Source organism: Streptomyces klenkii (genome assembly GCF_003626645.1).
Taxonomy (GTDB): domain Bacteria; phylum Actinomycetota; class Actinomycetes; order Streptomycetales; family Streptomycetaceae; genus Streptomyces; species Streptomyces klenkii.
Window position 1 is genome coordinate 337,241 of record NZ_RBAM01000008.1, and the last position, 24,722, is coordinate 361,962.

Genomic DNA, 24,722 nt, shown 5'->3' on the forward strand with positions numbered 1-24,722 from the left:
CACACCCGGCGGACCGGCGACCCCGGACCGCCGGAACCCCGGCGCTGCGGTGACGCACCGCAGCGCCGGTCGGCAACCGAGTCCAGCACACCCGGACTCGATCACTCACTGTAATCAACGTTTCACCTGACGAAATGAGCATGCACGTGAGCACTCCCCAGCGCCCCCGCATCGACCTCTACAGCGACACGATCACGCTGCCCACCGCCGCCATGCGCACCTTCATGGCGGAGGCCCCGATCGGTGACGAGCAGAAGGGCGAGGACCCCAGCGTCAACGAACTGACCGCCATGGCAGCCGAACTGCTCGGCAAGGAAGCCGCTGTCTTCCTGCCCTCGGGCACCATGTGCAACGAGATCGCGCTGGCCGTCCACTCGCGGCCCGGTGACGAGATCCTGGCCGACGCGACGGCGCACATCATCAACTACGAGGTGGGCGGGCCGGCCGCGCTGAGCGGGATCAACGTCCGGGCGCTGGAGGGCGAGCGCGGGGTGTTCACGGCCGAGCAGTTCCGCGCGGCGATCCGCACGGCCAGCCGCTACGCGCCCGCGACGACTGGCGTCGTGATCGAGCAGACGTCCAACGCGGGCGGCGGCACGGTGTGGCCGCTGGAGCGCATCGAGGAGATCACGAGCATCGCCCGCGAGCGCGGCATGTGGACCCACATGGACGGAGCACGCCTGCTCAACGCATCAGTAGCAAGCGGCATACCGGCCCGCACCTACGCCGACCACTTCGACTCGGTCTTCATCGACCTGAGCAAGGGCCTGGGGGCGCCGGTGGGCGGAATCCTGGCCGGCACAAAGGAGTTCATCGACAGCGCGTGGCGGCTGAAGCAGCGCTGGGGCGGCGCCATGCGCCAGGCGGGCGTCATCGCCTCGGCGGGCGTCTACGCGCTGCGGCACCACGTGGACCGGCTGGCGGAGGACCACGCGAACGCCCGCCTCCTCGCGACGGAGCTCGCGAAGATCGAGGGCCTGGAGATCCACCCCGAGCACGTGGAGACGAACATCGTCCTGTTCGACGTCTCGGCAACGGGCCTGACGGCGGCGGAGTTCGCGGAGCGCACGATCAAGGACCACGGCATACGGGTGAGCGTCTTCGGCCCGACGACGGTCCGCGTGGTGACGCACCTGAACGTAACGACGGAGCAGATCCCGGAAGCGGTGGAGGCAATAGCAAAGGTAACGACCTCAGGCCGAGCAGCAGCCTAAGCGCACCACCCGCAGCAGCCGGAGGACGAACGGGAGGGGGCGGGGCGGGGCCGGCCCTGGGAGGGGCGTAAAGCGTGATTTGCGGCGCCGCTCGGGGCGCCGCTGACATCGACGGTTGCCGTAAATCATGCAGCCCCGGAAGGGCCGGCCCCGCCCCGCCCCCGACCCACGAGCCCACGGCCCTACAGAGCCGGCGGAGCCACAGGCGCACCCGGCAGCCGCACGGAAGCCACCGTCCCCCCGCCAGGCGCAGCCCGCAATGTCACCTCACCCCCGGCCTGCCGCACCGTACGGGCCACGATCGACAGCCCCAGCCCGCTCCCCGGCATAGCGCGCGCGGACGGCGACCGCCAGAAGCGATCAAAAACGTGCGGAAGCTCGTCCGGAGCGATACCGGGCCCGTGATCGCGCACAGTGAGCTCACCGGTAGAGGCAGACAGAGCAACCTCCACACCCCCACCCGCCGGACTGAACTTCACCGCGTTATCGAGCAAATTGACCAGCGCCCGCTCCAACGCGGCCGGCTCGGCCCGCACGTACCAGCTCTCCAAGCTCACCCGGAACGACAACCCGGCCCCCCGCAGCCGCGCCCGCTCGACGGCCCGCTCCGCGGCCTCATGCAGGGCGACGACCTGCACAGGCTCAGTGCCGGGCCCGGCGTCGGGCCGGGACAGCTCCTGGAGATCACCGATGAGAGCAGCCAGTTCGGCCATCTGGGCCCGCACACTGACGAGCAGCTCCCTACGGTCATCAGCCGGGATCTGCCGCCCGGTCTCCTCACTCCGCACGAGCAAATCAATGTTGGTGCGCAACGACGTGAGCGGGGTGCGCAGCTCGTGCCCGGCGTCGGCGATGAGCTGCTGCTGCCGGTCGCGGGAGGAGGCGAGGGCGGCGGTCATGGCGTTGAAGGAGCGCGAGAGGCGGGCGATCTCGTCCTCGCCCTCGACGGGGATGCGGACCGCCAGGTCCTCCGTGCGGGCGATGTGTTCGACGGCGCCGGTGAGCCGGTCGACGGGCCGCAGCCCGGCGCGGGCGATCCACGCGCCGGCGGTGGCGGCGAGGAGGACGCCGACGCCGGCGGTGACGGCGAGGACGGCGGCCAGGGCGTTGAGCGGCCGGTCGATCTCGCGGAGGGGCTGGGCGATGGAGACGGCAGTGCCGGGCACGGGCCCGGGCGAGGTGGCGACCCGCATCTCCGTGCCGTCCTGGGCCTGGGCGTCGTGCAGGGCCTGCTCCTGCTGCCGCTGGGCGACAAGCAGATCCTCAGCAGTCACCTTGATAGGCGATTTACCAATGGTGCTGCAAACAAACCCTTCACCCGTGATGATCTGCACGGTGTAGGGCCGGAACAAGGTGGACGGCCCGCTAGGAACGGACCCGCAGTTCCGCAGCAGCGCCTTCACGGTGGCGTCGTCCGCACGCACACTGGTCAGCGTCGTGTCCCGCTGATGCTCCAGCTCCTGCCGGGTGAGCAACCAGCAAGCGGCCGCGGCGGCAGCGACGGCGACGGCGACGGCGGCCGCGGTCAGCAGCGCCAGCCGGGAGCGGAGCGGCAGCCGCTGGAATCTGGCGATCATTCGGCGCCGTCCGCCCGCAGGACGTAGCCCACGCCGCGGACGGTGTGCACGAGCCGGGGCTCTCCTCCGGCCTCGGTCTTGCGCCGCAGGTACATCACATACACGTCAAGGGAATTGGAGGAGGGCTCGAACTCGAACCCCCACACGGCCTTGAGGATCTGCTCGCGGGTGAGGACCTGCCGCGGGTGGGCGAGGAAGAGTTCGAGGAGCGTGAACTCGGTACGGGTCAGCTCGACGGCCCGCTCGCCGCGCGTGACCTCGCGCGTGTCGAGGTTCATCCGCAGGTCGGCGAAGGAGAGGACGGCGGAGGCGGCGGGCGCGGCGGTGGCGTAGGCGCTGCGGCGCAGCAGGGCGCGGATGCGGGCGAGCAGCTCGTCGAGCTCGAAGGGTTTGACGAGGTAGTCGTCGGCGCCGGCGTCCAGGCCGGTGACGCGGTCGCCGACGGTGTCGCGGGCGGTGAGCATGAGGATGGGGACGGTGACGCCGGAGGCGCGCAGGCGGCGGGCGGCGGTGAGGCCGTCCATGCGCGGCATGAGGACGTCGAGCACGATCAGCTCCGGGTCGTACGAGGCGACCTTCGTGACGGCGTCGAGCCCGTCGACGGCCAGCTCGGTGGCGTAGCCCTCGAAGGCGAGGCTGCGGCGCAGGGCCTCGCGTACGGCGGGCTCGTCGTCCACGATCAGGATGCGGGCGGGCTGGTCGCCGTGGTCGGCGGGGCTCATCGGCGGTACCTCACGAATGCGGTCGGGCTGCGGTCAGGGGCTCTCAGCCGCGCCGCGCGCGGCGTCTCAGCCTCGCACGGCCGCGCGCTCAGCTGTTGCCGCCACCCGCGCCGCCGGCCCGGAGCTTGGCGAGGTCGGCCTTGACGGTGTCGACCGGGATGGCGAAGCCGAGGCCGACGCTGCCCGCGGAGTCGCCCGACCCGCCGCCGGAACCGGGCGCGTACATGGCGGAGTTGATGCCGATGATCTCGCCGTTCATGTTGATGAGGGCGCCGCCGGAGTTGCCGGGGTTGAGGGAGGCGTCGGTCTGGATGGCCTTGTAGGTCGTCTTGGAGGAGCCGGTGTCGCCGTTGTACTGGTTGCCGCCGAACTCGAAGGGCCACTGCGGGAGGCCGCGCTCGCGCTGCTGCCCGCCGCGCCCCTCCTCCTTGGAGACGGTCACGTCGCGGTTGAGGGCGGAGATGATGCCGCTGGTGACGGTGCCGGTGAGGCCCTCCGGGGAGCCGATGGCGACGACCTCGTCGCCGACCTTGACGCTGCCGGAGCTGCCCAGGGAGGCCGCCTTGAGCCCGCTGGCGCCCTGCACCTTGATCAGGGCGAGGTCCTTGTCGGGGTCGGTGCCGACGACCTTGGCGGTCTTCTTGCTGCCGTCGCTGAAGGAGACCTGGACGGTGTCGGCGCCCGCGATGACGTGGTTGTTGGTGATGATCTCGCCGTCGCCGGTGATGACGACGCCGGAGCCGGTGGACTGACCGCTGGTGGTCGTCGCCTTGATCTCCACGATGCTGGGGCTGACGGCCTTGGCGACGGCGGCGACGCCGCCCGCGCTCTTGGAGGACGCGTTCTGGACGGGCGTGGAGTGGCTGGTGTTGTCGGCGCGGCTGGTCAGCTCGCCCACCAGGGCCGCCGACCCGCCGCCGACAACGGCGGCGACGATCGCCACGGCGGCGAGCAGCGCGACGGGCTTACGGGCGCGGCGCCCGCCACGGTGATCGGGCACCGGGCCCTGAGGCAGCGGCGGCTGCGGATCCGCGAACCCGGCGTACCCCGCGCCACCGCCTCCGTTACCGCCGTTGCCGCCGTTGCCGCCACCCGCGCCGTCCCCGGGCCAGACGGTCACACCGCTGGCCGTGGTGACCGGCTGCTGCGGCGGGTACGCGGGAGGCCGGGGGTACGCGTAGGGCTGCTGCGGCTGGGGTTCCTGGGCGCCGTAGGGGCGAGTGTCGTCCGTCATGCCGATGACTCTGCGGCCCGTACATGAGAACTGTCTGAGCGACCACTGAAAACGGGCCGAGAAGTCTGTTCACTCGGTATAAGGGTCACCCGGTAGAAGAACCGGAGTCCGCCGGAGCCCCCCGCATCGCCGCGCGGGCCTGCTCGACGAGGCCCTCCGGAGTGATCGTGGCCAGGACGTCGCGGTAGTGGGCCAGAAGGGTGCCGGCCGCGTCGGTGAGGGCCGGCTCGTCGAGGGGGCGGTCCGCCAGGTCGGGGCCCTCGGCGAGGAGTGCCTGGAGGAGGGCGTAGAGGTGGGCCGTGCCGGCCTCGCGGACGGTCAGGGACAGGTGGGCGGAGGGGGCGTCGCCGACGGCGCTCGCGTGGTGGGCGAAGCCCCTGGGCACGTAGAGGACCTCGCCGGGGCGCAGCACGGTGTCGAGGAGGAGGGGGCCGGGGTCGCCGTCCTCGCGGCGCGGCTCCCAGTTGCCGTCGGCGGGGCCGCCGTACACCCGCCAGCGCTTGGCGCCGCTGATCTGGACGGCCAGGACGTCGGCGTCGTCGCGGTGCACGGGGCGGCCCTGCGTGCCGCCGGGGGTGAGGAAGTAGAACGCCTCGACCTGGCGGCCCAGCAGGTCGCCGACGCCGGTGGCGAGGGCGCGCACGCCCGCGTGCCACTGGTCGACGTACCGCAGGAGGAGCGTGGCCCGCTCGTCGCGGATGAGGGCGCGCACCGCCCCGGCGTCGGCGTAGTCCTCGACCACTTCGCCGAGGACGACCCGGGGGGCGCAGAACCGGTGGGCGGGCAGCTGGCCGTGCTCCTGGACGAGGTTGATGTAGGGCGCCTTGAGCAGCCCGTGGTCGAGGAGGCGGTCCAGCTCGGCGAGGGGGAAGACGTCGACGGGCGGATCGTGCGGGCGCAGGACCGCGGGTGCGGTGCGCCAGTGGGCGGCGAGGAAGTGCGGGGTGTCCGCCACGCATCGTTCGAGCCAGTTCACGGCCGTGGGCGCAGTCGTGGTCGTGGTCATGGGCTCAGTCGCGGTCGCAGTCACAGCGGGGCTTCGCTCTCCGTCGGATCGGGGTGGTTCAGGCTGTTCAAGCCGTTCAGGCCGTGGGCCGGCTGCTGTGGGCAGCGCGGCGGGCGGCGCCCACGAGGGACTCGGGGGTGGTGCCGGCCAGTCGCGCCCGGAAGTGGTCGAGGAGGGCGGCCGCGGCCGTGGTGAGCTGGTCGTCGTCGAGGGGCCGGGCGGGCAGGGCGAGGTCCGCGGCGAGCCGGGCGCCGAGTTCGTCGCGCAGGTGGCGGACGCGGGCCTCGCGGAGGACGACGGTGAGGTGCAGCGACGGCTCGGGGCCGGTCGCACAGGCCGCGTGGGCGAAGCCGTCGGGCACGTAGAGGACTTCGCCGGGCCGGACGTCGGTGTCGAGCAGGACCGGGCCGGGGTCGGCGTCGGGCACCGGCTGCCAGTGGGGGTCGGCGGGACCGCCGTACACCTGCCACCGCTTGGTGCCGCTCAGCTGGATGACGAGGACGTCCCCGTCGTCGCGGTGGACCGCGCTGGGGTGCCCGGCGTGGGACTGGAAGACGAACGCCTCGGCCAGCCGGCCGAGCCGTTCCCCGATGCCGGCGGTGAGAGCGCGCACCGGGGCGTGCCAGTGGTTGACGTACCGCAGCTGGAGGGTGGCGTTCTCCTCGCGGATGAGGGAGCGGACCCGTACGGGGTCCAGGCAGCCGTCGAGAATCCGGCCCGCGACGAGCCGGGGCGGGCAGTAGCGCTCCTCCGGTATCGGGCCCGCGGCGGAGTACAGCGCCGCGTACGGGACGCGCAGCAGCCCCCCGTCGATGAGGCCGTCGATGTCGGCGGCGCTCAGGACCTCCGTGGGCGGATCGGCCGGGCGCAGCAGCGCGGGCCCCTGCTGCCAGTGGGTGTGCAGGAAGGACTGCACGTCCGCGACACAGCGCTCCAGCCGATCCATGTTTCCGCTCCCTCTCGCCTTCTCCTGTGCTCCGGTCGTGATCCGGTCCGTCAGATCACGTCGAGCGGGCAGCCGCCGCAGGAGGCCTCGACCTTGGTCTCGGGGGCGGAGGAGGACGAGGCGATGGCGTTGGGGGCGAAGATCGCGCCGCCGACGGCGGCGGCGACGGCGACGGACAGCACCGCCTTGCGGGTCAGGGTGGTGCGCGGGCGGGCGGCGGGGGCTGCGGTGTTCTGGTCCATGACGGGTCTCCAACTGTCGGGCTGTGCCTACGGGATGGGATGGCGCGAGGCCTGCGGCGCGGGGGCCGGCCGTCTCGCTGCGCTCCATCCTGGGCCGGGCGGCGGGGCCGCGACAGTCACGGATTCACGGTGCCGGGATCGCGGTGCCGGGATCCCGGTCACGGACGCCCGGGACCGGGAAAACGCGCCTTTATGACGCCGGAGACGACGCCCGACACGACGTCCGACATGACGCCCGATCAGGCATCGGCGTACGGCCCCAGGGCCAGCCGTACGTCCCGCGCTCCCCGGCCCGGCCGCACGCCCGCCGCGTACCCGGCGGGCACGTAGAGGACTTCCCCGGCGCGCAGCCGGAGCTCCGGTCCGGCGGCCTCCGCGGCCGGCCGGTCCGGCGGGCGGAGCCGCCACCCGCTGCTCCCGGCCTGCTGGAGGACCAGGAGGTCGTACGGTGCGGCGGACATCCCCGCGGACGGCTCTACGGGCAAGCCCGGCAGCTCGCCGACCGGGCACCCGAGGTGCAGCGCCAGCAGCACGGCCAGGGCGCCGGGCGGGCGGTCCCAGTCGTCCGGGCCGGCGTGTTCCGGCCACAGCAGGCCGGGGCCCCTCCCCCGGTGCGTCCGTACGAAGAGGGCCAGTTCGGACAGCGGGCGGGTGCCGGCTTCCGCACCGGAGACGCAGGTCAGCGAGCCTGTCATGGTGTTCCTCCCTCGGCGGGGCGCGCGGCGGGTGCCGCGGCGGCGCCGAGAACACTGCCGAGGCACCGGAGGAAGGGGAAAGTCACGGCTTTGCGCCACAGCGCGGGGCCCGCGACGGGCCCTCAGGCCTCGGTCCGGTCCTCCAGCTCCTCCAGCAGCCCCTGCCTGGCCGCGGCGACCCCGGCCTGGAAGCGGCTCTCGGCGGAGAGCTGGTCCATGATGTCGGCGATGTGGCGGCGCGTGGTGCGCAGCGCCATGCCCAGCCGGCGGGCGATCGCCTCGTCCTTCAGGCCCGCGGCCAGCAGGCGCAGGATGGTGCGGTCGAGCTCGCCGGAGACCTTGGCGAGCCCGTCGTCGGCGGCGTTGGAGAACGGGGTGGCGGCCTCCCACGTCTGCTCGAACAACTGGCAGAGGTAGGCGACGGTGTTGGCCTCGCGCACGACGACCGCGCCCCAGGAGCCGTCGGCGGTCGGCAGGAACGCGGTCTCCCGGTCGAAGACGATGACGCGCCCGAAGAGCTCGTGGCTGGTGCGGTAGCGGCCGCCCAGGGCGGAGGCGGCGGCCACGTACGCCTGGCTGGGGCCGTGGAACCGCGCCGTGTGGTGGTAGAGCGTGCGCAGCGAGACGCCCCGCTCCAGCAGCGCCCGGTCGCGCAGCAGGGCCTCCTCCATCGCCTCGGGCACGCGGGAGCCGCCGCCCGGCTGGCTGGTCAGCACCTCTTCGCGGCACTCGCCGGACATCCGCGTGAGCAGGGTGCGGACCTCGGGCAGGGTCGGTATGAGCTCCAGGCCGCCGGCGCCGCCGGTGCGGTGCCGGTACGCCGGCGCGAAGCCCTCCGCCTCGGCCCGGATCCGGGCGATGCGCAGCTGCTGCTCGCGGATGTCCGCCTCCAGCGCGGCGATCCGGGGGGCCGTGGCCGCCTCGGGCGCCACGGCGCGCTCCTGGCCCGGGTCGCCGGGGGCGGGCTGGACGAGCCCGGCCTCGCGCAGCCGGTCCAGGGCCGCCCCGGCCCGCTCCGGGCTCAGCCCCAGGTCCGCGGCGGCGGCCGCGGCGTCGGCGCGCTGGTGGTCCAGCACCCACCCGTACAGCGCCACTTCCGCCTCGCCTGCAGCCTCTTGCCCCATTTCCCCCGTTCCCCCCATTTGGTCCCCCTGCTTCATGCTGCCATGCAACTTGGTGAGGTATGTGATCCGTTGCGGCAAGGATACGGACCGGACAGGCTCTTTCCTGTTACCGAAACCGCACTGACCTGCAAGGGTCAACCGCCCTTGCGCACCTGGGAGATCGCCGTGAAGCGCATCCTGCTCGCCGCTGCCGCCGTCACCTCGCTGCTCGCCTTCGCGGCCCCCGGCTTCGACTCCGGCTCCGGCCCCGCCTCCGCCCCGGCGGGCGAGCGCGTGACGACGGCTACGGCCACGGCGACGGAGGGCGAGCACCCGCCGGTCCTCACACTGCCGACGACCCAGCGCTGCTCCTCCTCGCGGTGCGGCGGTCCGACCGACACGTCCTGGGGCGGCGGCTCCCCGGCGCGCCCCGCCCTCTGACCCGCAGCCACCCACGTCACCGACCAGCCCGAAGGAGAACCGGATGAACGCCGGCGCCCCCGCCCTGACCGGCCGCGAGCAGCAGGTGCTCCACCTGCTGAGCAGCGGCGACACCATCTCCTCCATCGCCCGCCAGCTCCGCCTCAGCCCGCACACGGTCGACACGTACCTGCGCCGCCTGCGCACCAAGACGGGCGCCGCGAACCGCACCCAGCTCGCCGTCTACGCCGTCCGCCACGGCCTCGCGGGGACAGCCGTCCGCCCCTCTTGAGGGGTCACCTGAGGGGTCAGCTTGAGGGTCCAGCCGCCTTGAGGAGTCAGCCGCCGCAGCCGCAGGAGCGCCGGACCACCAGGGCCGACGGGAACTGCTTGAGCCGCTCGCGGCGCGTGCCCGTCACCCGGAGCGAGTCGTCCAGGACGAGGTCCACGGCGGAGCGGGCCATGGCCTGCCGGTCGGAGGCGACCGTGGTCAGCGGCGGGTCGGTCAGGGCCGCTTCCTTGACGTCGTCGAAGCCGGCGACCGCCAGCTCGCCCGGAACGTCGATGCGCAGCTCGCGGGCCGCCCGGAGCACGCCGATGGCCTGGTCGTCCGTGGCGCAGAGCAGGGCCGGGGGGCGGTCGGGGCCGGCGAGCAGCTCCAAGGCGATCTTGTAGGCCTCGTAGCGGTTGTAGGGGGCCGGGAAGAGGCGGCCCTCGATGGACTTCCCCGCCTCGCGCATGGCCCGGCGCCAGCCCTCGACGTGGTCGGTGACGGGGTCGCCGATGGTGGGGGTGCGCTCGGTGCCGCCGAGGCAGGCGACGTACGGGTGGCCGTGCTCCAGCAGGTGGCGGGTGGCGAGCTGGGCGCCGCCGATGTCGTCCGTGACGACGGCGACGTCGTCGATCGCGTCGGGCCGGCGGTGCATGAGGACCACCCGGGCGTCCCAGGCGTCGATCTCCGCGGCCGCGTGCTCGCTCGGGCCCTGGCTGATGAGGATCAGGCCGGAGACCCGCATGCCCAGGAACGCGCGCAGATAGTGCACCTCGCGCTCGTCCAGGTAGTCGGAGTTGCCGACGAGGACCATCTTCCCGCGCTCGGCCGCGGCCTGTTCGACGGCGTGGGCCATCTCGGCGAAGAAGGGCTGGCGGGCGTCCGGGACGATCAGGCCTATGAGGTCCGTCCGGCGGGAGGCCATCGCCTGGGCGACCCGGTCCGGCCGGTACCCCAGTTCCTTGATCGCGGCCAGCACGCGCTCGCGCGTGGCCGGGGCCACCGGCCTCGGCCCGTTGTTGATGACGTAGCTGACCACCGCGGTCGACGTCCCCGCCAGTCTCGCCACATCGTCCCGCGTCACCTTGGCCACGCGCGGCAGTCTACGCGGGTCCACTCACCGCTCGGCCGGGCGAGCGGCCCCGCTCTCCGCGGCCTCCGGCTCCTTCGCCCGCTGCGCCTGGGCGGAATTCTTGGCCTTTCCCTCCCCGGGATTGTCGATCTTCTCCGGTACAACAAATCGATAACCGACATTCCGGACGGTGCCGATGAGCGACTCGTGCTCGGGCCCCAGCTTCGCCCGCAGCCGCCGCACGTGCACGTCGACCGTGCGCGTACCGCCGAAGTAGTCGTAGCCCCAGACCTCCTGGAGCAGCTGGGCCCGGGTGAAGACCCGCCCCGGGTGCTGGGCGAGGTACTTCAGCAGCTCGAACTCCTTGAACGTGAGGTCCAGCACCCGGCCCTTGAGCTTCGCGCTGTACGTGGCCTCGTCCACGGAGAGGTCGCCCGTGCGGATCTCCATGGGGCTGTCGTCCGTGGTGATCTGCTGGCGGCCCATCGCCAGCCGCAGCCGCGCCTCGACCTCGGCGGGGCCCGCGGTGTCGAGCAGGACGTCGTCCACGCCCCAGTCGGCGGTGACGGCCGCGAGGCCGCCCTCGGTGACGACGAGGATCAGCGGGCAGCCCGGACCGGTGGAGCGCAGCAGCTGGCACAGGCTGCGCACGTGGGGAAGGTCACGGCGGCCGTCGATCAGTATGACGTCGGCCCCGGGGGTGTCCACGAGGGCCGGGCCCTCGGCGGGGGCCACCCGCACGCTGTGGAGGAGCAGGCCGAGCGCCGGCAGGACCTCCGTGGAGGGCTGGAGGGCATTGGTCAGGAGCAGCAGGGAACTCATCGGCTGCCACCCGCCTCACTGGTCGTACGGTCCTTGCGGACCCGCGCGCTTCGCTCGCCCATGACGTCGGTTCCTCCTCGGTCCCTGCGAAGGGCTACCACCCAGGCCTTGCTCTGGGGGAGAGTGCGGCACTGCTTCGTACGGTTGCGTGCGTTCCGGCGCCTTTCGAGGGGCACAAGTTCAGCACGTGTTCAGCTCATGAATGCACAAAAGGACCCGGGGGCTACTCTGCCCGGATCCTCTCTGCCCAGCAGAATAGCCCACATGACTTTCCGAGGTCCGGACGATTTTGCACGACCTTGTGTTCCGTCGGTCACTTCGAGTGGTCATCGTGTCGCGCTCTTGACAGCCGACGGCGTCCGCGTCGAAGCGGCCTACGAGCCCCGGGCGGGCTCGCGGATCCCCCCTCCCGGCACCCCCGCGGTGGTGCTCGCGCACGGCTTCACGGGCGCCCTCGACCGGCCCGGCCTGCGCCGGGCCGCGCGGGTGTTCGCCCAGCGTGCGGCCGTGATCACGTTCTCCTTCCGGGGGCACGGCGGCTCGGGCGGCCGCTCCTCGGTCGGCGACCGCGAGGTGCTCGACCTGGCCGCGGCCGTGCGGTGGGCGCGCTCGCTGGGGCACGAGCGGGTGGCCACGGTCGGCTTCTCCATGGGCGGATCGGTGGCCCTGCGGCACGCCGCGCTCTACGGCCGCGAGCGGGCCGCCGGGGGCGGGGAGCACGGAGGGCGCACGGACGCACATTCCGACACGGTCGTGGCCGTCAGTGCGCCCGCACGGTGGTATTACCGCGGTACCGCACCCATGCGGCGTCTGCACTGGGCGATCTCGCGTCCCGCGGGGCGGCTGATCGCGCGCTACGGGCTGGGGACGCGGGTCCAGGCGGAGGACTGGGACCCGGTCCCGCTCTCGCCCGTCGACGCCGTCCCGATGATCGCGCCGCGGCCGCTGCTGATCGTGCACGGCGACCGGGACGCGTACTTCCCGCTCGACCACCCGTACGCCCTGGCGGGCGCGGGGGATCCACGGTCCACGGAGCTGTGGATCGAACGGGGGTTCGGCCATGCGGAGAACGCTGCGCGCGGCGAGCTTCTGGAGCGCATCGCCCACTGGGTGTGCACCCGCGACTGAGCGCCGTCCGGCACCGCCGGTCTCCCGCGTCGTGGTTGCGCCGCCGTTGCGGCGGCAGGAGATTGAGGGGCTCCCCCCTCAAGACCGCCGCCGCGGCACGGCCCGGCACCGCCGGCCAGCCGCGGGGCGGCTGAGCGCCGCGGCGGCGGAGAAGAGCTGAGAGGCCGGGCCCCTCACGACCACCCGCCGCGGCGGGAAAGACGTGAGAGGCCCGGCCTCTCGGAACCGCCGCCGCGGCGCGCAACCACCGCGGCGGCGAGGGCCCGGCGGAACGCGGCGCCACCGAAACCGGCGCGCCCCGCAATCCGCCGGACCGGCACTACGCTTCTACGGCCGGCTCCGCGAACTGCGCCTCGTAGAGGCGCGCGTACGCCCCGCCGGAGGCGAGCAGGCTGTCGTGCGTGCCCTGTTCCACGATGCGGCCCGACTCCATCACGAGGATGACGTCCGCGTCGCGGATCGTGGACAGCCGGTGCGCGATCACGAAGCTCGTGCGCCCCGTGCGCAGCCGGCCCATCGCCTGCTGGATGAGGACCTCCGTGCGGGTGTCGACGGAGCTCGTCGCCTCGTCCAGGACGAGGATCTCCGGCTCGGCCAGGAACGCCCGGGCGATGGTGATGAGCTGCTTCTCGCCGACGCTGACGCCTGCGCCCTCGTCGTCGATGACGGTGTCGTAGCCGTCGGGCAGCGTCCGCACGAAGCGGTCGACGTGCGTGGCCCTGGCCGCCTCCACGATCTTGTCCTGCGAGGTGCCGGCGGGCGCCCCGTAGGCGATGTTGTCCGCGATCGTGCCGCCGAAGAGCCAGGTGTCCTGGAGCACCATGCCGATGTGGGAGCGCAGCTCCTCGCGCGACATGGCGGCGATGTCGGTCCCGTCGAGGGTGATGCGGCCGCCGCCCACCTCGTAGAACCGCATGAGCAGGTTGACCAGCGTGGTCTTGCCGGCGCCGGTCGGGCCGACGATGGCCACGGTCTGGCCGGGCCGCACGGTCAGCGAGAGGTCCTCGATGAGCGGCTTGTCCGGCTCGTAGCGGAAGGAGACCTTCTCGAAGGACACCTCGCCGTGCACGCGGCCCGGCTTCGGGGCGTCCGCAGGGTCCGCCGACTGCTCGTCGGCGTCGAGCAGCTCGAAGACGCGCTCGGCGGAGGCGACGCCGGACTGCACGAGGTTGGCCATGGAGGCCACCTGCGTGAGGGGCTGGCTGAACTGGCGCGAGTACTGCACGAAGGCCTGCACGTCACCGATGGACAGCGCGCCGGAGGCGACCCGCAGGCCGCCGACGACGGCGACGAGCACGTAGTTGAGGTTCCCTATGAACATCATCGCGGGCTGGATGACGCCCGAGATGAACTGGGCCTTGAAGCCGGCCTGGAAGAGGTCCTCGTTCTCCTTGCGGAAGATCTCCGCGGACTCCTTCTCGCGGCCGAAGACCTTCACCAGCGCGTGCCCGGTGTACATCTCCTCGATGTGGGCGTTGAGCTTGCCGGTCGTCTTCCACTGGGCGACGAACTGCGGCTGCGCCCGCTTGCCGATCTTCGTGGCGACGACGACGGACACCGGCACGGTGACCAGCGCGACCAGGGCGAGCAGCCAGGAGATCCAGAACATCACGGCCAGCACACCCGTGATCGTCAGCAGCGAGGTGACGATCTGGCTCATGGTCTGCTGGAGCGTCTGGGCGACGTTGTCGATGTCGTTCGTGGCGCGGGAGAGCACCTCGCCGCGCGGCTGCCGGTCGAAGTAGCTGAGCGGCAGCCGGCCGAGCTTCTCCTCGACGTCCCGGCGCAGCCGGAAGACGGCGCGCTGCACGACGGTGGTGGCGATCCGCGCCTGGACGAGCCCGAACAGGGACGCCGCGACGTAGATCGCCAGGACCCACAGCAGCACCTCGCTCACGGCGTCGAAGTCGATGCCGCGGCCGGGGGTGAAGCCGACCGAGCCGAGCAGGTCGGCGACGGTGCCGTTGCCCTGCTGCCGCATCCGCTCGACGGCCTCGGCCTTGGTGATGCCGTCGGGGAACTTCTTCCCGACGACGCCCGCGAAGATCAGGTCGGTGGCCCGGCCGAGGATCTTCGGGCCGATGACGGACAGGGCGACGCTCGCGACGCACATGACGAGCGCCACGGTGATCAGGGCCCGCTCGGGTCTGAGGGTGCCCAGCAGCCGCTTGGCGGACCCGGCGAAGTCCATGGACCGCTCGGTGGGCTGGCCGCCCATGAAGCGGGCGACGCCGGTGGCGGGGGCGGGCCCGCGGCGGGCGGGGCCGCCGGGGGCCGGTGCGCCGGGCTTGCCGCCCCCGCCCGGGGATGCCGGTTTCTCCGGGGTCGTCACGCCGCCTCCTCCTCGGTGAGCTGGGAGAGCACGATCTCCCGGTAGGTCTCGTTGCCGGCCATCAGCTCGCCGTGGGTGCCGGTGCCGACGACGCGGCCCTCGTCCAGGACGACGATCCGGTCGGCGTCCCGGATCGTGGAGACGCGCTGGGCGACGATGACGACCGTGGCGTTCCCCGTCTCGCGGGCCAGCGCGGCCCGCAGCCGGGCGTCGGTGGCGTAGTCGAGGGCGGAGAAGGAGTCGTCGAAGAGATAGATGTCCGGCTTGCGGACCAGGGCGCGGGCGATGGCGAGCCGCTGCCGCTGCCCGCCGGAGACGTTGGTGCCGCCCTGCGCGATCGGCGCCTCCAGGCCGCCCTCCATGCTCGCGACGAAGTCGCGGGCCTGCGCCGTCTCCAGCGCCTCCCACAGCTCCTCGTCGGTCGCTTCGGGGCGCCCGTAGCGGAGGTTGGAGGCGACGGTCCCGGAGAACAGGTAGGGCTTCTGCGGGACGAGGCCGATGGCCTCGGCGGAGCGGGCCGGGTCGAGCTCGCGCACGTCGACACCGCCCACGGTGACCGTTCCGGCGGTCGCGTCGAACAGCCGCGGGACCAGCCCCAGCAGCGTGGACTTGCCGCTGCCGGTGGAGCCGATGACGGCCGTGATCTCGCCGGGCCGGGCGACGAGGGAGACGTCCTTGAGGACCGGCTCCTCCGCGCCCGGGTAGCGGAACTCGACGCCGCTGAGCTCCAGGTGCCCGCCACTACGCAGCTCGGTGACCGGGCTGACCGGCGGCACCACGCTGGAGTCGGTGGCCAGGACCTCCTGGACGCGCTCGGCGCAGACCTCGGCGCGCGGCACCATCATGAACATGAAGGTGGCCATCATGACGGCCATCAGGATCTGCATCAGGTAGCTGAGGAAGGCCGTCAGCGCACCGATCTCCATGTCGCCGCTCTCGATGCGGTGACCGCCGAACCACAGCACGGCGACGGAGGAGATGTTCACGACCAGCATCACGGACGGGAACATCAGCGACATCAGCCGGCCGGCCCGGAGCGAGACGTCCATCAGCTCGGCGTTCGCGCCGTCGAAACGTTCCCGCTCGTGGTCGTCGCGGACGAAGGCGCGGATGACGCGGATGCCGGTGATCTGCTCGCGCAGCACCCGGTTGACGGTGTCGATCCGGTCCTGCACGCCGCGGAAAACCGGTCGCATCCGCCAGATGATCAGCGAGACGATCACGCCGAGGACCGGCACGATGACCAGCAGCAGGGCGGACAGCGGCACGTCCTGGTCGAGCGCCATCAGGATGCCGCCCACGCACATGATCGGCGCGGACACCATCAGCGTGAACGCCATCAGGACGAGCAGCTGGATCTGCTGCACGTCGTTGGTGGTGCGGGTGATCAGGGAGGGGGCGCCGAAGTGCCCCATCTCGCGCGCGGAGAAGGACTGCACGCGGTCGAAGACGGCGGCACGCAGATCGCGCCCGACCGCCATCGCGGTCCGGGCGCCGAAGTACGTCGCACCGATCGCGCAGACGATCTGGACGAGGGTGACCGCCAGCATCCCGCCGCCGAGGGACAGGATGTAGCCGGTGTCACCCTTCACGACACCGTTGTCGATGATGTCGGCGTTGAGTGAGGGTAGGTAGAGCGTGGCAAGCGTCTGGACGAGCTGCAGGAGCACGATCAGCGCGATCGATGTGGAGTAGGGCCTCAGATACGCCCGTGATAGTCGGACCAGCACACCGGGCAGCCTAAGCGAGCGCCTCGCCGTGCGGCCTCCGTATTTGCACGGGCGGCGTTCCCCTCGCGCGGCACCCGTCATCATGGGAGGCGGCAGAAGAAGGAAAGGGGTCGCCGTGGCGACGACACAACCGGCACACCCGGTCAAACCGGCCCTGCCGGGGCAGCCGGGACCGGTGGGCACCATCCGGTACTGGGCCGCGGCGAAGGCCGCGGCCGGCACGGCCGAGGAGCCGTACGCTGCGCGGACGCTCGCGGAGGCGCTGGACGCGGCCCGCCGGCGGCACGCGGAGCGCCCCGACTTCGCCCGGGTGCTGGCACGCTGCTCGTTCCTCGTGGACGACGCCCCGGTAGGCACCCGCGACCACGCAACGGTCCAACTGGCCGAGGGCGGCACCGTAGAGGTGCTCCCGCCCTTCGCAGGAGGGTGACCCCGGCAGCATGAGCAATCAGCCGCACCATACGTACGACCCGCAGGACCCGTACGACTCGTATGACGCGTACGACGCCCGGACGCAGCGCTACGACGCTCAGTCGTACGGGCAGCAGGACGGGGCGTACGGCTCGTACCAGCAGCAGCACCCGCACCAGCAGGCGCAGCAGGCCCAGGGTCAGGACCACGGGTCGTACGGCGACTCGTACAACGCCTACGACCCGTACGCCCAGCAGCAGCCGCAGGCGCAGCAGCACCAGCACCAGCACCAGCACCAGCAGTCCCACCAGCAACCGCACCAGCCGTCTCAGCCGCAGCAGTACCAGTGGCCGACGACCAACGGCGGCCAGGGCTTCTCCGCGCACGACGAGCCGGTCACGCAGACCTGGCAGACGCCGACGTGGGACACGGGCACGTGGCAGCAGCCCCCGGCCCCGCCCGCGGAGGACCGCTCCTACGGCGCGTCCTGGTCCGCCGGCACCCCGCTGCCCGAGGAGCGCCCGGCCGCGGCCGGTGTCGTGCCGCGCGCGGCGGGCGCGGTCGTACCCGCTCCGGTGCACGAGCCCGCGCTCCTCGCCGAGCCGGGTGGCGACGACGCCGGCAGCTGCGGCGCGCGGCCGATGACGGCCGCCGAGAAGGCGAAGGCCGAGGGCCGGGCGCAGATCGTCTCGCCGGGCCTCAAGCCCGCCCTGGTGACGACGGCGCTCGCCGCGCTGCTCGCGCTCACGGCGCCGCTCGGCCAGTTCGCGCTGGCGGTGCCGCTGGTGCTGCTGCAAGCGGTGACGGCCGCGGGCTGGTTCCGGCTCAACGGCATGTGGCCCGCCCGGCAGGGCATCGCGCTCGCGTTCCTCGGCGGCGTGGCCGCCGACATCGGCATGCTGGCCACCGACCGTTCGCAGGCGCCGACCGTCGTCATCGGCACCCTCGGCGTGTGGCTCCTGCTGGTCCTCGTCCTCCAGCTGCGCAGCCACGCCTCGCCGGACGAGCGGCTGTACGGCCTGACGGCGGCCGCCGCCTCCTCCGCCCTCGCGGTCCTCGCGGCCGGGCACCTGGCCGCGTCCTCCGACGCCGTCGTGGTCGGCGCGAGCGCCGTGGCCGTGACCGCCCTGGCGCGCGCCCTGCCGCTGCCGTCCCTGGCCGCGCCCGTCGTGGCGCTGCTCGCGGCCGCGGGCGCGGGCCTCGCGACCGGCGGCCTGACGGACCTGGGCACCTCCGCCGCCCTGCTGGGCCTCGCCGCGGGCGCCTGCGCCCTGATCGGCCTGCGCGTCGCCAGCTACGACTACCCGTCGCGATTCGTGCACATGACGGCGGGCGTGGCCCTGCCGCTCGCGGCCGCGGCCCCCGCGGTCTACGTCCTGGGCCGCGTCCTGGGCTGACCCCCCGCCGCTCGTTCTTCCCTCCCTTCCGGGCCGTCCGGTTAGGCTCCATGGCATTGCAAGGTCAGTGCAGGGGCCTGACCGGGACCCGGGGGAGCTGGAGAAACCGAATGCGCGCGATACGCATCACCCTGATCATCGCGGTGATATTGGGGGCCCTCTTCGTGGGCGCCGACCGCCTGGCGGTGTACTTCGCCGAGGACCAGGCGGCCGAGAAGATCCGCAGCAGTCAGGGGCTGACGGGCACGCCCGAGGTCTCCATCAAGGGGTTCCCCTTCCTCACGCAGATCGCCGACTCGCGCCTGGACGAGGTCGAGGTCAAGCTGGACGGCGCGACCGCGAGCTCCGGCGGGCAGTCGATCCGGGTGTCGGGCTTCGACGCCAAGCTCCAGGACGTGAAGATCGACAGCAGCTTCAGCTCGGCCGTCGCGAGCCGGGCGACGGGCACGGCGCACCTCTCGTACGAGGACCTGAGCAAGGCCACCAACGACCCGACGGTGAAGGTCGGCTTCGGCGGCCAGGGCGCCGCCGGCAAGAGCCAGGTCAAGGTGACCGGCACGGTGCAGCTCGCGGGGATGCCCATCGAGCGCAGCGTCATCTCCACGGTCACGCTCGTGGGCGGCGACACCGTCCGGGTGCGGGCGGACCAGATCCCCGACGAGGCCAAGGCCTTCCCCGGCCTGGAGCGGGCGATCCGCCAGAAGACGGACTTCGACCGGCGCATCAGCGGCCTGCCGAAGGGCCTGAAGCTGGACAAGGTCGTGGCGACGCAGGACGGTGTCGACATCACGCTGACCGGCTCGGACGTCAACCTGGCGGGCTGACCGGCCCGCTCCCCGTCCGGCCCCGTCCACGCTGCGAGACGTCGCCGTCCGGAGGGCAGACCTCCGAGCGGCACGGACGCCCGGGAGCGGCGCACGGCCGCCCCTCCGGCGCTCCCTAGGCCGTCCCTCGTCCCAGCATCCGGAAGATCTCGTCTCACTATCCAACACGCCGGTGACACGCCCACCCGCCGTCCCTACGATCGTGGGCATGAAGCGACAGGCGGACCTCACGAAGCGGCGGGCAGTCGACCTGTGCCGCGTCGCCGCCATGCTCTGTCGTCATGTCTGACGGGAAGCTTCCCCTCCCCTTCCGGAAGTCCTTCCCCGTCTCGTCTCCCATCCCACCCGCTGCGCAGCGCCGCGCGCTCCCCTCGCCGCGCGCCCAGCAAGCGCTTGCGCGATCCGCAACTGCCCCGGAGGAGAACACATGAGCCGCAGTGACGTCCTGGTGGACGCCGACTGGGTACAGGCCCGCATCGACGCCGCCGACCCGAAGACCGTCATCGTCGAGGTCGACGAGGACACGTCCGCGTACGACAAGAACCACATCAAGTCCGCCGTCCGCATCGACTGGAAGACGGACCTCCAGGACCCCGTCCGCCGCGACTTCGTGGACCAGGCCGGCTTCGAGGAGCTGCTCTCCGCGAAGGGCATCGCGAACGACGACACCGTCGTCCTCTACGGCGGCAACAACAACTGGTTCGCCGCGTACGCCTACTGGTACTTCAAGCTCTACGGCCACCAGGACGTGAAGCTCCTCGACGGCGGCCGCAAGAAGTGGGAGCTCGACTCCCGCGACCTGGTCGCCGAGGTCCCGCAGCGCGCCCGCACCGAGTACCACGCCCAGCCGCAGGACACCTCCATCCGCGCCTTCCGCGACGACGTCGTGAAGGCGATCGGCGAGCTCAACCTCGTCGACGTCCGCTCCCCCGACGAGTTCAGCGGCAAGCTGCTCGCCCCGGCGCACCTCCCGCAGGAGCAGTCGCAGCGCCCCGGCCACGTGCCGACCGCGCGCAACATCCCCTGGTCGAAGTCGGCCAACGACGACGGCACCTTCAAGTCCGACGAGGAGCTGACGGCGCTCTACGAGGGCGCGGGCGTGGACCTGGCGAAGGACACCATCGCCTACTGCCGGATCGGCGAGCGCTCCGCGCACACCTGGTTCGTGCTGCACGAGCTGCTCGGCCGGCAGAACGTCAGGAACTACGACGGCTCCTGGACCGAGTACGGCTCCCTGGTCGGCGTGCCGATCCAGCTCGGCGCCAACTGACGTCACGACCGCTACCAGTTAAGGATCACCCATGTGTGGAGCAAAGGCCGGCGGCCCCGACGCCTCGACGATCAAGCCCGGTGAGACCACGATCCAGGGCTCGGTGACCCGCGACGGCGAGCCCGTCACCGGTTACGTGCGCCTGCTGGACGCGACCGGCGAGTTCACCGCCGAGGTGCCCACGTCCGCGACCGGGCAGTTCCGCTTCTATGCGGCGGAGGGCACGTGGACGCTGCGCGCGCTGGTGCCCGGCGCGACCGCGGACCGCAAGGTCGTGGCGCAGCACGGCGGCCTGACCGAGGTCGCTATCGCCGTCTGAGAACGGTTTTCCCGACGGCCGGAGGGCCGCACCCCGGGTTGGACACCGTGGGGGGTGCGGCCCTCCGTGCCGCCGCCGTACCGTGGACACATGTACGCGCGGCGGCGTCATCTGTACTTCGCCATGATGGGCGTCTGCATCGGGATGTTCGTCCTGGCGTGGGCGGTCGTGCGCCTGTGGTCCGTGCCCGCCGCGGTGGGGATGTGCCTCTTCGCCATGGTCATCCCGCCCGTCGCCGCCATCGTCGCCAACCGGCGGGGGCCCGAGGACCGCTGGTGGGACGATCCCTCGGGCGATCAGAAGTCGGACGAGTGGTGGGACGAGCTCGACGGCAAGCGCCGCCCCGGGCAGCGCGACCCGTGGGGCCGCGACCCGTAGCCGGGCGCCCGGATCAGCGGACGAGACCGGATCAGTAGACGAGCGCCTGCACGCCGTCCGCCATCGCCTCCTGGACGAAGACCTGCGCGCCGGCGATGCGCGCGCCCTCGATCAGGTCCTTCTCCTCGATGTCGCGGCGCGCGGCGCACTGCGTGCACACCGTGATCGTCCCGCCGCCGGCCTTGATGCCCTCGATGAGGTCCGGCAGGGGCGCCGCGTGCGGCAGCTCGAACTCCGCCGCCCGCCCGGGCAGCGCGAACCACGACGACTCACCGGTCAGCCACAGCGAGACCTCGACCCCGCTCGCGACGGCGACGGCCGCCACCGTGAACGCCTGCGAGCACCGCTCGGGCGCGTCCGCGCCCGCCGTCACCTTGATCACGAGTTTCTTGGCCATGCCAGGCACTGTAGCCCTGCCGGGCGGATCTTCACCGGGCCGAGGAAGGATGCGGCACCGCCGGTCCGGTATGTCGTGGGCTACTCGCCGTGGCGGCGGAAAGAAAAGCCCGCCGCCACGGCGAGAGGCCACAGCGGCGAGAGTCCGGCGGAATGTCCGGCCGGCGGGACCGGCACGCTCATCATGATCCGCCGGACGGGCGCCCGCGCCGCCGAAACCAGGGACGACTAGACTCGTGACCGGTCCGTACATCCGTGACCGGTCCGTACACCCTCACTCCCGACGAGGAGCGCGCTCGTGCTTGAGGCAGTCTTCACCACCCTGCTCGTCCTGGTCGCCGTCGGCGTTCTCGCCTTCGCCGGGCTGACCTGGAAGAAGCTGTACCAGGGCCAGCGCTGACCCGCCCAGTTACCCGTCCTCGCACAGATCGTCTGAGCCCATGATCGAGATTCCGTCCGACCTCCACCCGGACCTCGTGCCCCTCGCCTTCCTCCTCGGTAAGTGGGAGGGCGCCGGCGTCGCCGACTTCCCGGGCGCCGAGAAGTGCAACTTCGGGCAGGAGGTCGTCTTCAGCCATGACGGCCGTGACTTCCTGGAGTACACGTCGCACAGCTGGGTGCTCGACGGCGAGGGCAAGATGGTGCGCCCGCTGGAGACCGAGACCGGCTACTGGCGGATCGGCAAGGACCGCAAGGTCGAGATCGTCATGGTCCGCGACGCGGGCGTCGCGGAGGTCTGGTACGGCGAGCTGGCCGACCAGAAGCCGCAGATCGACCTGGCCACGGACGCCGTCGCGCGCACCGAGGCCTCCGGCCCGTACAGCGGCGGCAAGCGCCTGTACGGCTACGTCAAGGGCGACCTGATGTGGGTCGGCGAGAAGGCCACCCCCGAGGTGCCTCTGCGCCCCTACATGTCGGCGCACCTGAAGAAGATCGCCGACCAGAAGAGCCTCCAGGAGTGGGCCGCGAGCCTGCCCGAGGACGCTCCCGACGGCGTCGCCTTCTACAACCCGGACGGCACGCCCTACACCGGCTGAGCCGCCCGCCCAGCAGCACCGCGCCCCGTGGGGAAAGTCCGGTCGAATTCCGGCGCTGACCCGCAACGGTAGGCGGAAAGGCCCTCCGGGGCCTTTTCCGTAAGCCCGATCGCCCACGGCGCGCACGATCCCCGTACAACTCGCCGTGGACTGCGAGGGGACCACCCGGGCACCGACCGCACCGCACCCGCCCCGGGCCGCTCCTCCGTACGTACGGACGCGGCCCGAGGCGAAGGCGCAGCCCGTGTCGACAGATCTCCCGGTCCTCCGCCCGGAGGGTTCCGGCCCCGCGCCCGGCGCGCCGCCGGGACCCGCCACGGCCGCGCCACGGCGGCTGCCGCTGCCGCCCCTGCTGGCCGCCCTGACGGCCGCGCTCCTGATCTCCGTCCTGTGCGGCACGGGCCTGGGCGCCGCGGGCGTCACGTGGGCCGAGACGCTGCGCCATCTGCGGGCTGGGCTCACCGGCGGCACGATCACGCCGGACGAGGTCTCCTCGTACACCATCGTCTGGGAGCTGCGCTTCCCGCGCGCCCTGCTGGCCGCCGTCGTCGGCGCGGGGCTCTCCGCTGTCGGCGTGGCCGTGCAGGCCATGGTCCGCAACGCCCTCGCCGACCCGTTCGTACTGGGCATCTCCTCGGGCGCCGCGATCGGCGCGAACGCCGTCCTGCTGTTCGGCGCGCTGGCCTCGCTGGGGGTCTGGGCGCTGTCCGGGGCGGCGTTCGTCTCGGCGCTCGCCGCGATGGTGCTCGTCTATCTCGCGGCCCGCACCCCGCAGGGCCTGACGCCGCTGCGGCTGGTCCTGACGGGCTCGGCGATGTACTACGGGTTCTCCGCCGTCACCACCTTGATGATCTTCATGGCGGAGCGCGGGGAGGCCGCCCGCTCGGCCATGATGTGGCTGCTCGGCAGCCTGGGCGGCGCCACGTGGGCGTCCCTGCCGGTGGCCGCCGCGGTCGTGCTGGCCGGCATCGGCGCCCTGCTGTGGTGGGCGCGCAGCCTCAACGCGCTGGCCATGGGCGACGAGACGGCGGCCGCGCTGGGCGTGGACCCCGACCGGATGCGCCGCGGGCTGTTCGTCCTGGCGGCGGCCGTGACCGGCGCCGTCGTCGCCGTCAGCGGCGCGATCGGCTTCGTCGGCCTGATGGTCCCGCACGTCACCCGCATGCTCGTCGGCGCCGACCACCGCCGCGTGCTGGCCGTCGCCCCGCTGCTGGGCGCCGTGCTGCTGGTGTGGGTCGACATCGCCTCCCGGCTGCTGCTCGCGCCCGTCGAACTGCCCGTCGGCGTCCTGACCGCCCTCATCGGCGTGCCCTGCTTCGTCCTGCTGATGCGGCGCCGCCGCTACTCCTTCGGAGGCGCCTGATGCAGAGGGACACCTACTCCTCCGGAGGCGCCTGATGCAGGTGGACATCGAGGACCTGTCGGTCGAGATCGCGGGCGCCCGCCTGGTCTCGGACATCACCCTGCGCGCCGGCAGCGGCCGCTTCGTGGGCCTCATAGGCCCCAACGGCAGCGGCAAGTCCACGCTGCTGCGCTGTGCCTACCGGGCGCTGCGGCCCGCCGCCGGCGCCATCCGCCTCGACGGCGACGACCTCCACGCCCTGGGCGTCCGGGAGGGCGCGCGCAGGCTGGCGGCGCTGCCGCAGGAGTCGGCGAGCGAGTTCGACTTCACGGCGGGCGAGGTCGTCGCCATGGGCCGGCTGCCGCACCAGCGCTCCGGCGGCCGGGTCACGGCCCGCGACACCGCGGTGTGCGCGGCGGCGCTGGAGCGCGTCGGCGCGGGGCACCTGGCCGGGCGCAGTTTCCCCACGCTGTCCGGCGGCGAGAAGCAGCGCGTGCTGATCGCCCGCGCGCTGGCCCAGGAGCCGCGGGTGCTGGTCCTGGACGAGCCCACCAACCACCTGGACATCGCCCAGCAGCTGGAGGTGCTGGCGCTGGTGCGGGACGCGGGCCTGACGGTCCTGGCCGCCCTGCACGACATCGACCTGGCCGCGGCGCACTGCGACGAGCTGTACGTCATCCGCGGCGGGCGCATCGTCGCGTCCGGGCCGCCGGACGAGGTGCTGACCGCCGAGCTGCTCGCCGGCGTGTTCGGCGTACGGGCGCACCGCGTGCCGCACCCGGAGACCGGCGCGACGCGCCTGCTGTTCGACCGCCTGCCGACCCCGTAAGGACA

The 24,722-nt window shown here is 72.7% G+C and carries 26 protein-coding genes; 13 read left to right on the plus strand and 13 right to left on the minus strand.

Translation table 11 applies throughout. The features are described from left to right. Positions 1-146 precede the first annotated feature (146 nt). A complete protein-coding gene (locus D7231_RS21435; RefSeq protein ID WP_199739422.1) occupies positions 147-1,214 on the plus strand; it encodes a threonine aldolase family protein in 1,068 nt (355 codons plus the stop codon). 182 nt (positions 1,215-1,396) lie between these two features. On the opposite strand, the gene D7231_RS21440 is transcribed toward D7231_RS21435, so the two are convergent. The 8 genes from D7231_RS21440 to D7231_RS21475 form a co-directional block, all read right to left on the minus strand. Beyond that, complete coding sequence (locus D7231_RS21440) at positions 1,397-2,791, minus strand: sensor histidine kinase (RefSeq protein ID WP_120757091.1); 1,395 nt, start codon at positions 2,789-2,791, stop codon at positions 1,397-1,399. After that, positions 2,788-3,513 carry a response regulator transcription factor gene (locus tag D7231_RS21445; protein ID WP_120757092.1) on the minus strand — a complete coding sequence of 242 codons (726 nt, stop codon included), beginning with the start codon at positions 3,511-3,513 and terminating at the stop codon, positions 2,788-2,790. Before D7231_RS21445 ends, D7231_RS21440 begins: the two co-directional genes overlap by 4 nt. 88 nt (positions 3,514-3,601) lie before the next feature. Continuing rightward, a complete protein-coding gene (locus D7231_RS21450) occupies positions 3,602-4,747 on the minus strand; it encodes a S1C family serine protease (RefSeq protein ID WP_120757093.1) in 1,146 nt (381 codons plus the stop codon). Between the two features lie 85 nt (positions 4,748-4,832). Then, a complete protein-coding gene (locus D7231_RS21455; RefSeq protein ID WP_120757094.1) occupies positions 4,833-5,753 on the minus strand; it encodes a JmjC domain-containing protein in 921 nt (306 codons plus the stop codon). Between the two features lie 76 nt (positions 5,754-5,829). Next, the gene (locus D7231_RS21460; RefSeq protein ID WP_120757095.1) at positions 5,830-6,699 is read right to left on the minus strand and encodes a JmjC domain-containing protein; all 870 of its coding nucleotides are present in this window, start codon (positions 6,697-6,699) and stop codon (positions 5,830-5,832) included. A gap of 50 nt (positions 6,700-6,749) precedes the next feature. Then, positions 6,750-6,941 carry a hypothetical protein gene (locus D7231_RS21465; RefSeq protein WP_120757096.1) on the minus strand — a complete coding sequence of 64 codons (192 nt, stop codon included), beginning with the start codon at positions 6,939-6,941 and terminating at the stop codon, positions 6,750-6,752. Positions 6,942-7,180: 239 nt separating this feature from the next. Then, positions 7,181-7,636: a hypothetical protein gene (locus tag D7231_RS21470; RefSeq protein WP_120757097.1), complete on the minus strand. Its 456-nt coding sequence runs from the start codon at positions 7,634-7,636 to the stop codon at positions 7,181-7,183. A gap of 122 nt (positions 7,637-7,758) precedes the next feature. Then, positions 7,759-8,760, minus strand: coding sequence for a helix-turn-helix transcriptional regulator (locus tag D7231_RS21475; protein WP_241999835.1), 1,002 nt, complete (start codon positions 8,758-8,760; stop codon positions 7,759-7,761). 144 nt (positions 8,761-8,904) lie between these two features. Here D7231_RS21475 and D7231_RS21480 point away from each other — a divergent pair, with 144 nt between their 5' ends. Together D7231_RS21480 and D7231_RS21485 are read left to right on the plus strand one after the other, a co-directional pair. Then, positions 8,905-9,180 (plus strand): hypothetical protein, encoded by a 276-nt coding sequence (locus tag D7231_RS21480; protein ID WP_120757099.1) that lies wholly within the window; start codon positions 8,905-8,907, stop codon positions 9,178-9,180. A 43-nt stretch (positions 9,181-9,223) separates the two neighbouring features. Further along, entirely contained in the window at positions 9,224-9,451 is a 228-nt protein-coding gene (locus tag D7231_RS21485) for a response regulator transcription factor (protein ID WP_120757100.1), read from the plus strand. Between the two features lie 46 nt (positions 9,452-9,497). On the opposite strand, the gene D7231_RS21490 is transcribed toward D7231_RS21485, so the two are convergent. Both D7231_RS21490 and D7231_RS21495 read right to left on the minus strand, forming a co-directional pair. Continuing rightward, positions 9,498-10,523, minus strand: a complete 1,026-nt coding sequence (locus tag D7231_RS21490; protein WP_120757101.1) for a LacI family DNA-binding transcriptional regulator — start codon at positions 10,521-10,523, stop codon at positions 9,498-9,500. Between the two features lie 24 nt (positions 10,524-10,547). Continuing rightward, positions 10,548-11,324 carry a response regulator transcription factor gene (locus tag D7231_RS21495; protein ID WP_120757102.1) on the minus strand — a complete coding sequence of 259 codons (777 nt, stop codon included), beginning with the start codon at positions 11,322-11,324 and terminating at the stop codon, positions 10,548-10,550. 264 nt (positions 11,325-11,588) lie between these two features. Between D7231_RS21495 and D7231_RS21500 the strand changes: the two genes are divergently transcribed. Next, positions 11,589-12,452 (plus strand): alpha/beta hydrolase family protein, encoded by an 864-nt coding sequence (locus D7231_RS21500; protein WP_120757103.1) that lies wholly within the window; start codon positions 11,589-11,591, stop codon positions 12,450-12,452. A gap of 319 nt (positions 12,453-12,771) precedes the next feature. Here D7231_RS21500 and D7231_RS21505 read toward each other — a convergent pair whose 3' ends face one another. Both D7231_RS21505 and D7231_RS21510 read right to left on the minus strand, forming a co-directional pair. Next, positions 12,772-14,670 (minus strand): ABC transporter ATP-binding protein, encoded by a 1,899-nt coding sequence (locus D7231_RS21505; protein ID WP_120757182.1) that lies wholly within the window; start codon positions 14,668-14,670, stop codon positions 12,772-12,774. Between the two features lie 110 nt (positions 14,671-14,780). Then, positions 14,781-16,514 carry an ABC transporter ATP-binding protein gene (locus D7231_RS21510; RefSeq protein WP_120757104.1) on the minus strand — a complete coding sequence of 578 codons (1,734 nt, stop codon included), beginning with the start codon at positions 16,512-16,514 and terminating at the stop codon, positions 14,781-14,783. 115 nt (positions 16,515-16,629) lie between these two features. Between D7231_RS21510 and D7231_RS21515 the strand changes: the two genes are divergently transcribed. The 6 genes from D7231_RS21515 (at position 16,630) to D7231_RS21545 (ending at position 21,113) form a co-directional block, all read left to right on the plus strand. Next, positions 16,630-16,944 carry a MoaD/ThiS family protein gene (locus D7231_RS21515; RefSeq protein WP_241999836.1) on the plus strand — a complete coding sequence of 105 codons (315 nt, stop codon included), beginning with the start codon at positions 16,630-16,632 and terminating at the stop codon, positions 16,942-16,944. Positions 16,945-16,954: 10 nt separating this feature from the next. Continuing rightward, positions 16,955-18,322, plus strand: coding sequence for a hypothetical protein (locus D7231_RS21520; RefSeq protein WP_120757106.1), 1,368 nt, complete (start codon positions 16,955-16,957; stop codon positions 18,320-18,322). 110 nt (positions 18,323-18,432) lie between these two features. After that, positions 18,433-19,146 carry an LmeA family phospholipid-binding protein gene (locus tag D7231_RS21525; protein ID WP_120757107.1) on the plus strand — a complete coding sequence of 238 codons (714 nt, stop codon included), beginning with the start codon at positions 18,433-18,435 and terminating at the stop codon, positions 19,144-19,146. Between the two features lie 427 nt (positions 19,147-19,573). Then, complete coding sequence (locus D7231_RS21535; RefSeq protein ID WP_120757108.1) at positions 19,574-20,416, plus strand: sulfurtransferase; 843 nt, start codon at positions 19,574-19,576, stop codon at positions 20,414-20,416. Positions 20,417-20,447: 31 nt separating this feature from the next. Continuing rightward, a complete protein-coding gene (locus D7231_RS21540; RefSeq protein ID WP_120757109.1) occupies positions 20,448-20,735 on the plus strand; it encodes a DUF1416 domain-containing protein in 288 nt (95 codons plus the stop codon). A 90-nt stretch (positions 20,736-20,825) separates the two neighbouring features. Then, on the plus strand, positions 20,826-21,113 hold the full coding sequence (locus D7231_RS21545) for a DUF3099 domain-containing protein (protein WP_120757110.1): 288 nt from the start codon (positions 20,826-20,828) through the stop codon (positions 21,111-21,113). Positions 21,114-21,144: 31 nt separating this feature from the next. On the opposite strand, the gene D7231_RS21550 is transcribed toward D7231_RS21545, so the two are convergent. Then, positions 21,145-21,510, minus strand: a complete 366-nt coding sequence (locus D7231_RS21550; RefSeq protein ID WP_030367134.1) for a DsrE family protein — start codon at positions 21,508-21,510, stop codon at positions 21,145-21,147. Positions 21,511-21,949: 439 nt separating this feature from the next. Between D7231_RS21550 and D7231_RS21555 the strand changes: the two genes are divergently transcribed. From D7231_RS21555 to D7231_RS21565, 3 genes are all read left to right on the plus strand, one after another. Beyond that, positions 21,950-22,546: a heme-binding beta-barrel domain-containing protein gene (locus D7231_RS21555; protein WP_120757111.1), complete on the plus strand. Its 597-nt coding sequence runs from the start codon at positions 21,950-21,952 to the stop codon at positions 22,544-22,546. A gap of 334 nt (positions 22,547-22,880) precedes the next feature. Continuing rightward, positions 22,881-23,909 carry a FecCD family ABC transporter permease gene (locus tag D7231_RS21560; protein WP_194959743.1) on the plus strand — a complete coding sequence of 343 codons (1,029 nt, stop codon included), beginning with the start codon at positions 22,881-22,883 and terminating at the stop codon, positions 23,907-23,909. Positions 23,910-23,943: 34 nt separating this feature from the next. After that, positions 23,944-24,717, plus strand: a complete 774-nt coding sequence (locus D7231_RS21565; RefSeq protein WP_120757113.1) for an ABC transporter ATP-binding protein — start codon at positions 23,944-23,946, stop codon at positions 24,715-24,717. Positions 24,718-24,722: the final 5 nt, after the last annotated feature.

Bases quoted from the DNA above. Each gene is read 5' to 3' on its own strand.
- D7231_RS21550 (WP_030367134.1), bottom strand. From the start codon at position 21,510: ATGGCCAAGAAACTCGTGATCAAGGTGACGGCGGGCGCGGACGCGCCC.
- D7231_RS21565 (WP_120757113.1), top strand. From the start codon at position 23,944: ATGCAGGTGGACATCGAGGACCTGTCGGTCGAGATCGCGGGCGCCCGC.
- D7231_RS21465 (WP_120757096.1), bottom strand. From the start codon at position 6,941: ATGGACCAGAACACCGCAGCCCCCGCCGCCCGCCCGCGCACCACCCTG.
- D7231_RS21470 (WP_120757097.1), bottom strand. From the start codon at position 7,636: ATGACAGGCTCGCTGACCTGCGTCTCCGGTGCGGAAGCCGGCACCCGC.
- D7231_RS21495 (WP_120757102.1), bottom strand. From the start codon at position 11,324: ATGAGTTCCCTGCTGCTCCTGACCAATGCCCTCCAGCCCTCCACGGAG.
- D7231_RS21520 (WP_120757106.1), top strand. From the start codon at position 16,955: ATGAGCAATCAGCCGCACCATACGTACGACCCGCAGGACCCGTACGAC.
- D7231_RS21440 (WP_120757091.1), bottom strand. From the start codon at position 2,791: ATGATCGCCAGATTCCAGCGGCTGCCGCTCCGCTCCCGGCTGGCGCTG.
- D7231_RS21485 (WP_120757100.1), top strand. From the start codon at position 9,224: ATGAACGCCGGCGCCCCCGCCCTGACCGGCCGCGAGCAGCAGGTGCTC.
- D7231_RS21555 (WP_120757111.1), top strand. From the start codon at position 21,950: ATGATCGAGATTCCGTCCGACCTCCACCCGGACCTCGTGCCCCTCGCC.
- D7231_RS21500 (WP_120757103.1), top strand. From the start codon at position 11,589: ATGACTTTCCGAGGTCCGGACGATTTTGCACGACCTTGTGTTCCGTCG.
- D7231_RS21545 (WP_120757110.1), top strand. From the start codon at position 20,826: ATGTACGCGCGGCGGCGTCATCTGTACTTCGCCATGATGGGCGTCTGC.
- D7231_RS21450 (WP_120757093.1), bottom strand. From the start codon at position 4,747: ATGACGGACGACACTCGCCCCTACGGCGCCCAGGAACCCCAGCCGCAG.
- D7231_RS21535 (WP_120757108.1), top strand. From the start codon at position 19,574: ATGAGCCGCAGTGACGTCCTGGTGGACGCCGACTGGGTACAGGCCCGC.
- D7231_RS21445 (WP_120757092.1), bottom strand. From the start codon at position 3,513: ATGAGCCCCGCCGACCACGGCGACCAGCCCGCCCGCATCCTGATCGTG.
- D7231_RS21505 (WP_120757182.1), bottom strand. From the start codon at position 14,670: ATGGGCGGCCAGCCCACCGAGCGGTCCATGGACTTCGCCGGGTCCGCC.
- D7231_RS21460 (WP_120757095.1), bottom strand. From the start codon at position 6,699: ATGGATCGGCTGGAGCGCTGTGTCGCGGACGTGCAGTCCTTCCTGCAC.
- D7231_RS21540 (WP_120757109.1), top strand. From the start codon at position 20,448: ATGTGTGGAGCAAAGGCCGGCGGCCCCGACGCCTCGACGATCAAGCCC.
- D7231_RS21475 (WP_241999835.1), bottom strand. From the start codon at position 8,760: ATGGGGCAAGAGGCTGCAGGCGAGGCGGAAGTGGCGCTGTACGGGTGG.
- D7231_RS21525 (WP_120757107.1), top strand. From the start codon at position 18,433: ATGCGCGCGATACGCATCACCCTGATCATCGCGGTGATATTGGGGGCC.
- D7231_RS21455 (WP_120757094.1), bottom strand. From the start codon at position 5,753: ATGACCACGACCACGACTGCGCCCACGGCCGTGAACTGGCTCGAACGA.